Annotated in this window: 11 protein-coding genes; 6 read left to right on the top strand and 5 right to left on the bottom strand. The window is 41.4% G+C overall.

The window, feature by feature from the left end; translation table 11 throughout:
- The first annotated feature begins 201 nt into the window (after nucleotides 1–201).
- The 4 genes from FTT74_RS08665 (at nucleotide 202) to pta (ending at nucleotide 5,819) form a co-directional block, all read left to right on the top strand.
- Complete coding sequence (locus tag FTT74_RS08665; protein WP_096901406.1) at nucleotides 202–1,467, top strand: glutamate-5-semialdehyde dehydrogenase; 1,266 nt, start codon at nucleotides 202–204, stop codon at nucleotides 1,465–1,467.
- Between the two features lie 186 nt (nucleotides 1,468–1,653).
- Entirely contained in the window at nucleotides 1,654–2,064 is a 411-nt protein-coding gene (locus FTT74_RS08660; protein WP_026438428.1) for a hypothetical protein, read from the top strand.
- A gap of 340 nt (nucleotides 2,065–2,404) precedes the next feature.
- The gene (locus tag FTT74_RS08655; protein WP_096901391.1) at nucleotides 2,405–3,622 is read left to right on the top strand and encodes an acetate/propionate family kinase; all 1,218 of its coding nucleotides are present in this window, start codon (nucleotides 2,405–2,407) and stop codon (nucleotides 3,620–3,622) included.
- 55 nt (nucleotides 3,623–3,677) lie between these two features.
- On the top strand, nucleotides 3,678–5,819 hold the full coding sequence (gene pta, locus FTT74_RS08650) for a phosphate acetyltransferase (RefSeq protein ID WP_004974865.1): 2,142 nt from the start codon (nucleotides 3,678–3,680) through the stop codon (nucleotides 5,817–5,819).
- A gap of 114 nt (nucleotides 5,820–5,933) precedes the next feature.
- Here pta and FTT74_RS08645 read toward each other — a convergent pair whose 3' ends face one another.
- Nucleotides 5,934–6,545 (bottom strand): class I SAM-dependent methyltransferase, encoded by a 612-nt coding sequence (locus FTT74_RS08645; protein WP_026438429.1) that lies wholly within the window; start codon nucleotides 6,543–6,545, stop codon nucleotides 5,934–5,936.
- 236 nt (nucleotides 6,546–6,781) lie between these two features.
- On the opposite strand from FTT74_RS08645, the gene FTT74_RS08640 reads away from it, so the two are divergent.
- Nucleotides 6,782–8,308, top strand: coding sequence for a fumarate hydratase (locus FTT74_RS08640; RefSeq protein ID WP_004974861.1), 1,527 nt, complete (start codon nucleotides 6,782–6,784; stop codon nucleotides 8,306–8,308).
- Nucleotides 8,309–8,410: 102 nt separating this feature from the next.
- Here the strand turns inward: FTT74_RS08640 and FTT74_RS08635 are convergent, their stop codons facing one another.
- The 4 genes from FTT74_RS08635 to tig form a co-directional block, all read right to left on the bottom strand.
- On the bottom strand, nucleotides 8,411–9,127 hold the full coding sequence (locus tag FTT74_RS08635; protein ID WP_070153234.1) for a DUF2846 domain-containing protein: 717 nt from the start codon (nucleotides 9,125–9,127) through the stop codon (nucleotides 8,411–8,413).
- A gap of 193 nt (nucleotides 9,128–9,320) precedes the next feature.
- A complete protein-coding gene (clpX, locus tag FTT74_RS08630; RefSeq protein WP_179988891.1) occupies nucleotides 9,321–10,631 on the bottom strand; it encodes an ATP-dependent protease ATP-binding subunit ClpX in 1,311 nt (436 codons plus the stop codon).
- 29 nt (nucleotides 10,632–10,660) lie between these two features.
- Nucleotides 10,661–11,266 carry an ATP-dependent Clp endopeptidase proteolytic subunit ClpP gene (gene clpP, locus FTT74_RS08625; RefSeq protein ID WP_004974855.1) on the bottom strand — a complete coding sequence of 202 codons (606 nt, stop codon included), beginning with the start codon at nucleotides 11,264–11,266 and terminating at the stop codon, nucleotides 10,661–10,663.
- 190 nt (nucleotides 11,267–11,456) lie between these two features.
- Nucleotides 11,457–12,788, bottom strand: coding sequence for a trigger factor (gene tig, locus FTT74_RS08620; protein ID WP_179988892.1), 1,332 nt, complete (start codon nucleotides 12,786–12,788; stop codon nucleotides 11,457–11,459).
- 265 nt (nucleotides 12,789–13,053) lie between these two features.
- Here tig and FTT74_RS08615 point away from each other — a divergent pair, with 265 nt between their 5' ends.
- A complete protein-coding gene (locus tag FTT74_RS08615; RefSeq protein ID WP_004974851.1) occupies nucleotides 13,054–15,192 on the top strand; it encodes a TonB-dependent receptor domain-containing protein in 2,139 nt (712 codons plus the stop codon).
- Nucleotides 15,193–15,375: the final 183 nt, after the last annotated feature.

Here is a 15,375-nt window from a genome sequence, read left to right as displayed (position 1 = left end):
TGCTGATTTTATACGCAACATTTTCTATGACCGCTCATCTACTTTTAAATCATAAAGCATTTCAAAATATTAATTTTTGTGATGAAAGCATTGAAAAATATGAAAAGATTGAACAATTTAGTCGATTTTCCGCTGAGACGCTTCATTGTGCAGGCACAGACTGTTAATATCGAGTTGAAATTTCTAAGTGATCAAACCGCTATGCAAGAGTCTATTGAACAATATATGCAAACGGTAGGACAACAAGCACGCCAAGCCTCTCGTGTCTTAGCAAGCGCTTCTACCCAATCTAAAAACAATGCGTTATCGGCTATTTATACGGCATTGGAAAATAGCGAGTCCGCTATTTTAGCTGCCAACCAAATTGATATGACCAAAGGTCGTAACAACAACTTGGATAGCGCACTGCTTGATCGCTTAGAACTTAACCCCGCACGCTTTAAAGGCATGTTACAAGGTCTGAAAGATGTGATTGGTCTCATGGATCCAATTGGTGAAATTACCGATATGGCTTACCGTCCATCTGGTATTCAATTGGGCAAAATGCGTGTACCGCTAGGTGTGGTGGGCATGATTTACGAATCACGTCCAAACGTAACCCTTGAAGCTGCGTCTTTGGCATTAAAATCAGGCAATGCGATTATTTTACGTGGTGGTTCTGAAGCACTGGAATCTAACCAAGCGATTGCTGCCGCGATTCAACACGGCTTAAAAGCATCAGGCTTGCCAGAAACATCGGTGCAAGTGATTAACACCTCAGACCGTGCTGCCGTTGGGCAATTAATTACCATGTCTGAATATGTAGATGTAATTGTGCCACGTGGCGGTAAAAGTCTGATTGAACGCATCAGCAATGAAGCGCGTATTCCAGTGATTAAACATTTGGATGGTAACTGTCACGTATTTGTAGAAGCACAGGCCGATTTACAAAAAGCCCTGCCTATTGCCCTGAATGCAAAAACTCACCGTTATGGCGTCTGTAATGCCATGGAAACATTGTTGGTCGATGAGGCTGTTGCCGCACAATTCTTGCCACGTATTGCCGAGCTATATGCAGAAAAACAAGTCGAATTACGCGGCTGTCCTGCAACCCAAAAGATTTTGGGTACAAGTGTTAAAACAGCAACCGAAGAAGATTGGTACACCGAATATTTAGGCCCAATTTTGGCAGTTAAAGTGGTTTCAGGAATTGATGAGGCAATTGAACATATCAATAAATATGGTTCACATCATACTGATGCCATTATTACTGAAAACTTTAGTTTGGCGCGTCAATTCTTGGCTGCGGTAGATTCTAGTTCAGTCATGATTAACGCTTCTACACGCTTTGCTGATGGTTTTGAATATGGTTTAGGTGCTGAAATTGGAATCTCTACCGATAAAATTCATACCCGTGGCCCTGTCGGTTTGGAAGGTTTAACCTCACAAAAATGGATCGTGTTTGGCGATGGTCAAATCCGCCAATAAAATCCATCTGTAATTTTGCAATATCCAAATATAATGTTCAGTTTCACAGGAAGCTGAACATTATTCCCTTCTATTTTTTAGACATTGTTTTAAGACACAGTTCCACTACACATTTCTGCCTCACGCTCACTTAAAATAAAAACACCATCAAGATTAGAAAAATCATCAAAAAGAGTGGCGATGCTTATGTTTTATTATTTGATTATTAGTACCTTTGCTTTAGCACTGTTGGTGTCGTTCATTGTCATGCGTCTGTTTTCCAGCTCCATCAATGCAATTTTGGCGCGTATCATCCACGACCCAATTCATGAAGCATGGGCAAAGTACACCAAATTTGCAGGCATGGTGGTCGGCACATCTTCAGGCATTCGTATTTACGATATGGAAAAATACATTACCCCACTCACCTATGCCGAAAATGACAAAAGAATTGTGATTGAACTGACGCAAGAACGCTGGGTATTGGAAATTTACCGCACCATTATTGAAACCTTACAAGGCTTGGCGTGGATGATGTTGGTGTTTTTTATGGTGGCACTGATTGCTTATGTGATTGTCCGTTGGTCGGAAATTAAATACGCTGCCAAATCAAAATAAACCGACAAAGATTGAGGAAATAATTTAAAACAGTTTGCCACTCGCCTGCAGAATGAAGTGTGCTATGTTAAGAGAATACAACAGGAATTAAGCAGAAATTTTAGACCATCATTTCATGAAAAAATGAAAGTTTCGGGCTGATAAATTTTAATTATTTCTGATTTCATGGTCGATAATGCTTAAGTCTAATCTCCTAAAGTCTATCTAGGAGCAATAAAAAACCCATGATAAAACATACGTAATGATCAAGATTGCAACACAATAGATTGCCGTTTGCCATATCTTGCAATGCAGCTTGATTGACTAGGGATAACTTCAATTAGAATTCGGGTACATAAAAGTGACTACATCAGTATTAGTGATTAACTGCGGATCTTCTTCTATCAAATATGCGCTTGTATCTGAAAGCGTTGGAGATCGTATCTTTGGTTTGGCAGAAAATCTAGGTTCTGCTGATGCGCGCATTAAAGGCATTACCGCAGGTGGTGAGCCGCTCGAACTTTCTATTCCACATGCTGACCATGAAAAAGCATTGGAAACTATTCTTGGTCGCTTATCTCAATATAAGCCACAAGCCATTGGTCACCGCGTTGTACACGGCGGTACTTTAACCAAAGCAGAATTATTAACTGAAGAAATCGTGCAACGTATTCGTGAAGCAACTCCGCTTGCACCTTTACACAACCCTGCACACTTGGTGGGTATTGAAGCAACAATGCGTTTGTTCCCAGAACTTCCGCAAGTGGCTGTATTTGATACTGCATTCCACCAAACGATGCCTGCTCACGCTTACCGTTATGCAGTGCCTAAATTCTTATATACCGACCACAACGTACGTCGTTATGGCTTCCACGGTACAAGTCACGCATACGTTTCAGAGCGCGGTTCAGAGTTGGCTGGCAGCTTCAAACAAGGTGGCTGGTTAACTGCTCACTTGGGTAACGGTAGCTCGACTTGTGCAATCTGGAATGGTCAAAGTGTAGACACATCGATGGGCCTAACCCCACTTGAAGGTTTGGTGATGGGTACTCGTAGTGGTGATGTAGACCCAAGCTTACACAGCTTCCTTGCAAGCAACTTAGGTTGGGATATCTACAAAATTGACAAAATGCTAAACAGCCAAAGTGGTTTACTTGGTTTGTCAGGCTTATCGAACGACATGCGTACCCTGATTGAAGCATCTGAACAAGGCAACGAAGATGCAACGCTTGCAATTGAAGTATTCTGCTACCGTTTAGCTAAATCTTTAGCTGCACTTAGCTGTGGTTTACCACGCTTAGATGGCTTATTCTTCACAGGTGGTATTGGCGAAAACTCTGCGTACATCCGTGAAAAAACTGTATCTTACTTGCCACACTTTGGCTTTAACTTCAGCAAAGAACGCAATGACAGCTTAAAACGCGGTACTGAAGGTCGTATTGATGCAGGTACAGGCGGTCCACAAATTTGGGTTGTACCAACTGACGAAGAAGGCCGTATTGCGAAAGAAACTGCGCAAGTTGCAGAGGAGCTAAAGTCAGCTGCAAAAAAGTCTGAATGTGACGCTGCGATTGCTTAAGCAATCGTAGTGCTCAGCCACTTTCAATCAGTCCCTTTACGATTTAGAAAAAATTATGAAAACAATACTTTTGGTTCCTACAGAAATTGGTGTTGGTTTAACATCAGCATGTTTAGGTTTAATTTACGCTTTGGAATGCCAAGGCGTAAAAGCAGGTTTCTTAAAGCCTTTTTCACAAGAATTACAACCTGAAGCAGACCGCACAACTGCGTTGTATCGTCACCTGTTCAAGCATGAAACAGTTGAGCCGATTTCTTATACTGCGCTGACTGAGCGTTTAAAAAATGATGAAAATGACGAATTGCTTGAAGATGCAGTTCGTTTACATCGTGAAATTTCTAAACATCACGATATCATTATTGTAGAAGGCGTGTTGCCAAACGGACGTGATCCATTTGCAACTGAATTGAATGCAAATTTGGCTAAAGCACTTGATGCAAAAGTCATTATTGTCAGCAATGCCGACATCAACAATGCTGTTAAAACAGCGTCAAAAGTAGACAATCAATTACGTTTCTTTGGTGGTGCAACTTGTGAGCGTACTGCGGGCGTATTGTTTATGCGTACCAAAGGTTTACCAGAAGATTCTGCACAAATTCCTGTTACGCTTGATCCAAACTTACGTTTAATTAGCGACACCAACCAGTTTGTCAGCAAAATTCAAACTACACATCCAATGATTGGTAAAGATTGCATGCCAGTGATTGGCTTGGTGCCATTCAGCAATACTTTAAGTGTGCCACGCATGTCGGACTTGGCTGCACACATTTCTGCAGAATGGATTAACCAAGGTGAAGCAGCGCAGCGCCGTGTATTACACAGCAGCTTAATTGCATCGAATATTGAACACGAAATGCATAAATTCGTTGCAGGCGAGCTGATTATCAGTGGTTCTGACCGTGTCGATGTATTGCTTGCCAGTAGCTTAGCCAGCAGCAATGGTATTCCACTTGCAGGTTTGGTGTTAACTGAACATCAAGCACCAAGCGCACAAGCTTTAGAGTTCTGCCAAGCAGCAATGAAAAATGGCTTGCCAATTTTACATACTAAATTGAGCACCTTTGAAACTGCACAACAGTTATTAAACCTGAGCAACGAAATTCCTGTAGATGATACTGAGCGTGCAGAACAAGTTACCCGCTTTGTGGCCAGTCACATCAATGCAGAATGGTTAACCCAATTAATCAGCGATACGCATAAACCACGTTTATCGCCTTCTGCGTTCCGCCATGAATTGGTGCAAAAATCTATTGCAGCGAAAAAACGTATCGTGCTTCCAGAGGGTGATGAGCCACGTACCGTTCAAGCTGCAGCGATTTGTCAATCACGTGGTATTGCCCACTGCGTATTATTGGCAAAACCAGAAGCGGTAGTCGATGTTGCCAAAGCACGCGGTATTGAGCTTCCACACGACTTAGAAATCATTGATCCTGACTTGATTCGTGAAAACTATGTCGAAAAAATGGTTGCGATGCGTAAAGGCAAACTTACTGACGATCAAGCACGTGAACAGCTGCAAGATACTGTCGTATTAGGTACGATGATGTTAGCACTTGATCAGGTTGATGGTTTGGTGTCTGGTGCTGTGCATACTACAGCCAATACAGTTCGTCCTGCATTCCAGCTCATTAAAACTGCACCTGATTATTCATTGGTATCTTCAGTATTCTTTATGCTGTTACCAGATGAAGTATATGTGTACGGTGACTGTGCGATTAACCCAGACCCAGATGCTGAACAATTGGCTGAAATTGCGATTCAATCTGCTGACTCTGCAAAAGCGTTTGGTATTGACCCACGTATTGCCATGATTTCTTACTCAACTGGTACTTCGGGTGCAGGTGCTGACGTAGAAAAAGTAGCGAAAGCGACTGAAATTGCGAAACAACGTCGTCCTGACTTACTGATTGATGGCCCATTACAGTACGATGCAGCATCGGTTGAAAGTGTTGGTCGCTCTAAAGCACCAAACTCTCAAGTTGCAGGTCGCGCCAATGTGTTCATTTTCCCTGACTTGAACACAGGTAACACGACGTATAAAGCAGTACAGCGTTCTGCTAACGTGGTGAGTGTTGGCCCAATGCTACAAGGCTTGAACAAGCCAGTGAATGACTTGTCACGTGGTGCATTGGTAGATGACATTGTGTTCACGATTGCATTGACTGCGATTCAGGCAGAGCAACAAGCAGCTCAATAATTCGTAAAGTTAAGTTTTACAAACCACCTGATTGAAAAATTGGGTGGTTTTTTTATTCCACACTGTAGATTCATAGATCACTACAAAAATTGATTAGCTCCATCCAATCTATTTTTAAAACCTCTGCACCAACCACACCGTATGCCCTGCACAGTCCTGATCTTCCGCGAGCATTTTCACAACTTTAAAGCCATAATCTTTTAACAATTGCCGATATTCATCCTGCGACAAACTGGCGTGATAAAGTGCTTCACCAAACATTTCCCCAATCGCCTCACCCGCAGCAGGTCCACTGCTAAACATTAAAACTGTATTGGCGGTAGACCATTGCGCAAATTTCTCGAACATGCAGCGCTGATCGTTTGGCGTTAAATGAAAAAAGCTATCCCACGCCAAAATACCATCAAAGCACCGATTCAAGTTCACTGAGCGCATATCGGCTTCAATCCAGCACTGTTCAGGAAAATGTTCACGTGCCATCTCCAGCATGCTGTCTGCGCTATCTACTCCTGTAAGTTGATGCCCATGCTGTAATAGATATGCAGCAATAGGACGCCCCGAACCACAGCCCAAATCTAATATTTTGGCCTGCGCAGGCAAATAAGCAAGAAAACGATCCAGCCAAGTTTTTTCATATAACAACTGACCGCGCAAGTCTGTCCACGCTTTTGCATGCCGTTGATAAATGGGGATAATCTGAGCAGCTAAATGCGTGTGATCATTCATATTTACCCCAAACATCATTCCAAAGAAGTCTTTGAACATAGCTAAATTTGCACCAACAAAACAGCAAAATCATGGCCCGTTTTGACGACATAATTTTATGGATATTTCACAAATTCTCTCAAGCTAACGACTGATATTAAACTTTCGCCCAAAGCTTGATCAAAGTGCCCACAATCGCTGCATTTTATCTTATAATTTAGCCCGCTAGCTATCCGCCCGCTCAAGAGATTTTTGATATGACAACTATTATCAAGCAAGATGACTTGATCACTTCGATCAAAGACGCGCTTCAGTTCATTTCCTACTATCATCCACAAGACTTCATCCAAGCGATGAGCCGTGCTTATGATCGTGAAGAAAACAAAGCTGCGAAAGATGCGATTGCACAGATCTTAATTAACTCACGTATGTGTGCAGAAGGTCATCGTCCAATCTGTCAAGATACTGGTATCGTAAACGTATTCCTTGAAGTGGGTTTAGACGTTAAATTTGATTTAACCATGAGCTTGGACGATGCGATCAACGAAGGTGTACGTCAAGGTTACCTAGAAAACTCAAACGTACTTCGTGCATCGGTATTGGCTGATCCTGCATTTGGTCGTAAAAACACCAAAGACAACACCCCTGCAGTAATTCACTACAAACTCGTTCCGGGTAACAAAGTAGATATTACAGTTGCTGCCAAAGGTGGCGGTTCAGAAAACAAATCTAAATTGGCGATGTTGAACCCATCTGACTCAATTGTAGATTGGGTACTTAAAACTGTTCCGACTATGGGCGCAGGCTGGTGTCCACCGGGTATGCTTGGTATTGGTATTGGTGGTACTGCCGAAAAAGCCATGATGCTTGCAAAAGAAGCACTCATGGAAGAAATCAACATGGACGAATTATTACGTCGTGGCCCACAAAACAAAATGGAAGAGCTCCGTATCGAGATCTTCGAGAAAGTGAACGCACTTGGTATTGGTGCACAAGGTTTAGGTGGTTTAACCACAGTTCTTGATATTAAAATCAAAGACTACCCTTGCCACGCTGCAGGCAAACCAGTGGGTATGATTCCAAACTGTGCGGCAACTCGTCACGCACACTTCCAGTTAGATGGTTCAGGTGTAGCGCATATTCAAGCGCCTAAACTTGAGGACTACCCAGAAGTAACTTGGGATTCATCTAAATCTAAACGTGTAGATTTAGACAACATTACCCAAGAAGAAATGAACTCTTGGCAGCCGGGCGACACGTTGTTATTAAACGGTACGATTTACACAGGTCGTGATGCTGCACATAAGCGCATGGTCGACATGATCAACAATGGTGAAGAATTACCAGTCGACTTAAAAGGCAAATTCATTTACTACGTTGGCCCTGTCGATCCTGTTGGTGATGAGGTCGTTGGCCCTGCAGGTCCAACAACGGCAACCCGTATGGACAAATTCACCCGCCAAGTCTTAGAACACACTGGTTTGTTCGGTATGATTGGTAAGGCAGATCGTGGTCCTGCAGCAATTGAAGCCATCAAAGATCACAAAGCGACTTACCTCATGGCTGTAGGTGGTGCGGCTTACCTCGTATCTAAAGCAGTACGTGAAGCAGAAGTGGTTGCTTTTGAAGACTTAGGTATGGAAGCAATCTACAAATTCAAAGTTGAAGATATGCCTGTATCTGTTGCGGTAGATGTCAATGGTACATCTATCCACGCGATTGCACCAAAAATCTGGCAAGCTAAAATTGGCAAGATTCCCGTTGTAGATGCTGCAGCAGAATAATATTCCAATTTAGTAATAAGCGAAAAAGCACCCAACATTGGGTGCTTTTTTATGCTTACTGGAAATAAATAAAAGCAATGCATGAGATAAAGATGCAAAACCTTACCACGTTCTCGGATCCCACAATTTAAAGGGTTGGGTTAAGTGCACATCTTCCGCAGGGTCATATTTCTCATGCTTGATTTTTTGTGGCTTTTTACGCAACTTACCTGTGGTTTGATCTTCCGCGACAAAGTTATAGCTTTCGGTTTTCAATTGAGTAAACGCTATTTCCTGTTGTGCCGTACTTGAAGGCATAAGAATTAAAGGCCCTGAAACCTCTTTGCGGGTACTCAAGTTTTCTTCATCATATTTAATAAAATACGACTGCCCTGCCTGTACCTGAAAATCCAAATACTTTGGTTTTTGGAAATGTAATGCACCCAAAGGACGACTCACACTCAGACGATACGCGCCCGGTGCCAGTTCAACCCAGTAATAATGATTGTGCAATAAACTTGGAATCCGATGTTTGTTGATAAACATACTAGCAGCGACAATTTCCTGTCTGTTCCATTTAGAATCTGGACGATATAAATACACGATGGCAGCATCGGCATGTTGTGCCTGAACAGGTTTAAAATTTTGCCCTAGTTTTTGATTGACCCAACCACCAATGGTCATCATGCCCAAACGGTGTTGTTCTACAAAACCAGGTTTTTGTTCTAAATCTAAAACTTTTAAGGTACTAGGTGGTTGCGTTTGTTGCACCACGTTTTTTTTGCCATGACATCCCAGCAACATTAAACTGGTCACGACCAAGATTGCGACACCACGCATGTCTATCCCTCACTGCGTTTCTTATTTTTGTAAATCACGTTTTTGAAATCACGCTGCAAATTCATTTTGCAATTGTTGTTTTGAATAATGGGCATCCACGCCTAGGTCTAAGATTAACACTGCCTTGATTTTTTTGACAATAAAAAAACGTGCCGAAACCTAGCGTTTCTGCACGTTTCAGACGAATAGCGTATTAAGCAGTTTTGCTGTCTAATACTTTTAAGTCAATTTTTTCTGCTGCAGGTTCTTCTGTTTGAGGCTGACGTTCGGTCTGAAATTCAGGTTTAGCACCTTCTTCAATCACCGCTTCAGTCACTACCACTGTGCCAACATCGGTACGGCTTGGCAAGTCGTACATGGTTTCGAGCAAGGCATTTTCCAGAATTGAACGCAAACCACGCGCACCTGTATTACGTTCAAGGGCTTTTTTCGCCACTGCACGTAATGCCGCCTCTTCAAAGACTAAATCGACATTTTCCATCTCGAATAAGTATTGATATTGACGGGTTAAGGCATTTTTCGGCTCGGTCAGAATTTGCATCAATGCATCTTCATCTAGCTCGTCTAGCGTTGCAATTACAGGCAAACGACCAATGAACTCTGGAATTAAGCCAAATTTCACCAAATCGGTTGCTTCTACCTGACGAAATAAATCAGACAATTTCTTGCCTTCATCTTTTTTCTTCACGTCTGCCGTAAAACCAATGCCGCCTTTTTCTTGGCGTTGCTGCACAATTTTCTCTAAACCAGAGAATGCGCCACCGCAAATAAACAAGATATTTGAAGTATCAATTTGAATGAATTCTTGCTGCGGATGCTTACGTCCACCTTGAGGCGGAATAGAAGCCACCGTGCCTTCAATCATTTTGAGCAAGGCTTGCTGAACACCTTCACCAGACACATCACGAGTAATTGATGGGTTTTCAGACTTACGCGTGATCTTGTCAATTTCATCAATGTAGATAATGCCTTTTTGTGCTTTTTCTACATCGTAATCGGCTTTTTGCAACAGCTTTTGCACGATGTTTTCGACATCTTCACCCACATAACCCGCTTCGGTTAAAGTCGTGGCATCTGCCATTGCAAAAGGCACATCTAATAGACGTGCTAAGGTCTGTGCAAGTAAGGTTTTACCCGAACCCGTTGGACCTACCAACATGATGTTACTTTTTGAGATTTCGACAGCATCGCCTGCTTTATGCGCCTGATTGCTCACTTTTAGGCGTTTGTAATGGTTATATACTGCAACCGATAAGGTTTTTTTCGCAGTATCTTGACCAATTACATACTGATCAAGCGCAGCACGAATTTCATGTGGTTTTGGCAATGGACGTGTTGCCCAATCACCCGACTCAACTTGTTGACTGGTCTGAACCAAGTCTAAGCATACGTCCACACATTCATTACAGATGTATGCGTCCTCGCCTGCAATCAGCTTCCCGACTTCAGACTGCGTTTTACCGCAAAATGAACAATGTTTTTGTCCCTGAGGATGTTCGGACATAGTCACTCCAATATCTCAATCTTTAAAACTTATGGACGTTTTGTTAAAACTTCATCCACAAGACCGTATTCCTTCGCTGCCTGCGCAGTCATGAAGTTGTCACGGTCGGTATCTCTTGCGACAGTTTCATAGTCCTGACCACTATGTTCTGCCATTAAACGGTTCAAACGCTCTTTAATGAATAGAATTTCACGCGCATGAATTTCAATATCTGATGCCTGACCACGGAAACCACCCAATGGTTGGTGAATCATAACGCGGGCATTCTCAAGACAGTAACGCTTACCTTTTGCGCCTGCATTTAACAGGAATGCACCCATAGATGCTGCTTGTCCCATACAGTAAGTCACGACGTCTGGTTTAATAAATTGCATGGTATCGTAAATTGCCATACCTGCAGTCACTGAACCACCTGGTGAGTTAATGTAAAGGTGAATATCTTTATCTGGGTTCTCAGCTTCTAAAAACAACATCTGCGCCACAATTAAGTTGGCCATATTATCTTCGACTTCACCCGTTAAGAAAATGACACGTTCACGTAAAAGACGTGAATAAATATCAAAAGAACGCTCACCACGAGATGATTGTTCGACCACCATGGGTACTAAAGCATTTTCAATTGTTGGAACATACATAATGGTTATTTATTCCTAAATTCTTGTGACACGACTCATGTTCACAATATGAGGGATAATTGTCTAAATTGCAAAATATTCACAGCTTAAATCGTAGATATTTTGAGTTAAATGTTGTCGATCTGTGAAAAACCAAAAACTGCGATGCAATAAAAAAGGCGCACAAAGCGCCTTTTTTACCTAAAGCCAATTAGCCTTGTTGACGAGCTTGTTGCTCTTTCAATAAGTCTTCATAGCTTACAGATGTATCAGTCACTTTTGCAGAAGCCAAGATGTGATCTACAACCTGATCTTCTAAAACAACTGCTTCGATTTGTGAACGCTGTTGTTTGTCATTTTTGAAGTATTCAATTACTTCGTTTGGATCTTCATAAGAAGAAGCCATATCTTCGATGTAAGCATCTACACGTGCTTGGTCAACTTCAAGTTTAGCATCTGCCAATACTTTGCTAACCAATACGCCTAGTTTTACAGATTTTTCAGCTTGTTCTTTGAACAATTCATCTGGAAGCATGCTTGAGTCAAATGCTTTTGCACCTTGCGCACCAAACTGCTGAGTGAATTGCTGAATCATTTGCTGACGTTGACGGTCAACTTCTTGAGCAACCATCGCTGCTGGAAGTTCAACTTCGTTTGCAGCAACCAAAGCATCAAAAGTTGCGCCTTTCACTTGGTTACGTAAACCATTTTTCACTTCACGTTCCATGTTTTTACGAACGTCAGCTTTTAATTTGTCTACGCCATCTTCTTTAGAAATACCGAAGATTTGTAGGAATTCAGCATCAATTTCTGGAAGTTTTTGCTTTTCAACAAGTTTCACAGTGATTTTGAATTGAGCTGCTTTACCTGCAAGGTTTGCTGCTTGGTAGTCTTCAGGGAAAGTTACATCAATAACTTTCTCTTCGCCTTTTTTCATGCCCACGATGCCATCTTCAAAACCAGGAATCATGCGACCAGAACCAAGTACTAGTTTAAAGTCTTCAGCAGCACCGCCTTCAAACTTTTCGCCATCTACAGTGCCTTCAAAGTCGAAAGTCACTTGCATGTCTTTTTTCGCCATGCCTTTGGTTTCAACCCAAGAAGCACGTTGCTTTTGAAGGTTTTCAAGCATTTGTTCAACATCGCTATCATTTACTTCAGAAGACTTGCGTTCAACTTCCAAACCGTCAAATTTCACTTCAACTTCTGGATAAACTTCAACAGTCGCTTCATATACTAAAGCGTCGTCTTTCATTTCAGTTTTTTCGATGTTTGGCATACCCACAGCATTGATTTTTTCTTGTTGGATTGCTTCAAACACGGTGTCACGAATAATGTCGTTGACCACTTCTTGATAAATACCCGCACCGTATTCACGACGAACAACGTTTAGAGGCACTTTACCTGGACGGAAGCCGTTGATCTTCACAGTTTTGGCAGTGCGTTTCAAGCGAGCTTCAAACTGCTCGTTAATACGGCTCGTCGGTACAGATACATTTAAACGACGGGCAACGCCCGAAACCGCTTCAGAAGTTACTTGCATGGCTTCCTCGATATAGTTAGTAATAACAGTTTATAAAAAAGTGCCACATTATATGACAACATTAAAGGATATACAAAATACGTTCTGATCTCGACTGAATTTTTTTAATCGGAGCGCTATTTTCTGTAAATTTTCAACTTTGTGTATATTTCTTGTTGTAAATAAGAATCCTTATCATTATTATTAGCCAACTCCTTCATGAATGATTCTAATTACCATATAGGTCTAAATTAGGATCATTGATTCATATTAGAGATATAATTTTATGGCTAAGTTCAACCTACACCCGCTGTGTCTTGCATTACTTGGGGCAACCTCTACTGCTGTTTTCGCAAATACCTCTACCGATGCGACTTCAACCCACCAACTTTCCACAATTGTGGTTTCAGCGGCAGGTTTTGAACAAGAGCTAAAAAATGCACCCGCATCTATAAGTATAGTCAGTAAAGAAGATATTGAGAAAAAAAATGCGACCAGCATTGCAGACTTACTGGCAGATGTTCCTGGTATCGATATACGTTCTGGTGTCGGTAAAACCTCTGGTCTAAATATAAAAATGCGTGGTCTTGGAAATGATTACAGCTTAATTTTAATTGATGGTCGTCGTCAAACTACCTCTTCAGATGTTACCCCAAATGGTTTTGGAGAAACATCAAACGGATTTTTACCCCCACTGGCTGCAATCGAAAGAATTGAAGTGATTCGTGGACCTATGGCTACTCGCTATGGCTCAGAAGCGATGGGTGGTGTGATCAATATCATTACCAAAAAAGTGTCTGATGAGTGGAATGGGAATGTCACTGTCAGCGGTAATGTCATGGAAAGTAATGCCGAAGCAGACTCATGGAAAACCAGTTTTGTCGTCAATGGACCACTGATCAATGACCGTTTAGGTTTGCAACTACGTGGCAGCTATTTAGACCGTCAACGTTCAGAGCGTATTCAGGGTTCAACAGGTCGTGACCCACGCCCAAGCAAAGCTGATAATTATGATATCGGTGCAAAATTAGACTTTAAACTTGATGATCAAAACTCTTTTTGGATCGATGGTTTTTCATCAACTCAAAAATATGACAATTCAGATCAACGTTTGGGTAACTTCATTTCTCGTGGCGGTATTGCAGGATATGAAGATGAACTTGAGTTTAATCGTATTCAAATTGCTGCAGGTCATGATGGACAATATAACTTCGGTTTGTGGAAAACTTATATCAGTCAGAATACAACTGAGACTAAAGGACGCACCATTCCAACGGATGCATTTCCAGCACTTGCAGGACAACCCCGCAAATTAGAAAATACTGATTTAGTCTTTGACTCACATTTAGTCACTCCAATTGCGAACCACAAACTCACTATTGGCACCGAATATAAAGACACTACTATTGCAGATGATATCGCAGGCATTGGTAAAGAATTTACTCAAGATACTTGGTCACTGTATGCTGAAGATGAATGGCAATTAAGAGATAACCTTTATTTTACCTTTGGTGGACGCTTTGAGGATCACAGTGGTTTTGGTGGACAGTTTAGCCCGCGCGCATATTTAGTATGGAATACAACTGATGACTTAACGATTAAAGGAGGCGTCAGCACAGGCTATAAAACTCCATCAGCCAAAGATTTGTATAACGGTATCAATGGTTATAGTGGACAAGGTGCAACACCAAGTCTCGGAAATCCTGATCTAGATCCAGAAACTTCAGTCAACTATGAACTTGGTTTTAATTATCAACCGACTGATGCTTTAAATTTAACGGCAACAGCATTCTTCAACCAAGTTGAAGATAAAATTATTTCTAAAACATTTAGCTGTCAAACCAATAACTGTTCTAACTTCAGCAACAAAGTTACCTCTTTTAGTAAAAGCTTTAATGCTGATGAAGCAGAAATTTACGGATTAGAAACTTCATTGCAGTACCAAATTATCCCAGAATGGGATATCAAAGCCTCCTACACCTTTACAGAATCAGAAATCACCAAAGGTGATGATAAAGGGTATGCTTTAGAATCAACTGCTAAACATTTACTTAACTTGACTTCAACTTGGCATATTAATGATGCATTTGATATTTGGTTACAACATGAGTACCAATCTGGTCGCCCTCGCTTTACTGCCAAACCAACAGATGCCGGCTCACAAAGCATTGAAGTACAAACAAATAATGAGTTCTCTGGGTATAACCTCTTTAACTTAGGCACAAGCTATCAATTTAACGATCACATTCGTATTAATGCTGCGGTAAACAACTTACTAGATAAAGACTTTACCCAAAATATGGATTACATCGATATCAATGGTGATACACAACAGGCATATAAATATCTATCTATCGGACGCAGTTCTGAAGGTACATATTTAGCAGGTCGTAACTACTGGCTCTCTGTTTCTTATGACTTCTAAGTCTTAAAACTTCATCTCAAACCCTGCTTCGGCAGGGTTTTCTGTCTTTACTCCCAAGCCTTTCACGTTCACATCGTTTTATTAAATAAAAATATTGATAATGATTATTATTTTCAAATAAGAATTAGAAAAAAGTGCCGTTCCGCACATTGTTGTTGATAATGATTCTCAATACAATTAGCA

The sequence above is a fragment of the Acinetobacter sp. YH01007 genome (assembly GCF_013420425.1).
GTDB classification, from domain to species: domain Bacteria; phylum Pseudomonadota; class Gammaproteobacteria; order Pseudomonadales; family Moraxellaceae; genus Acinetobacter; species Acinetobacter towneri.
Note: the sequence above shows the minus strand (reverse complement) of the source record. Positions and strands in the feature narration are given on the sequence as shown.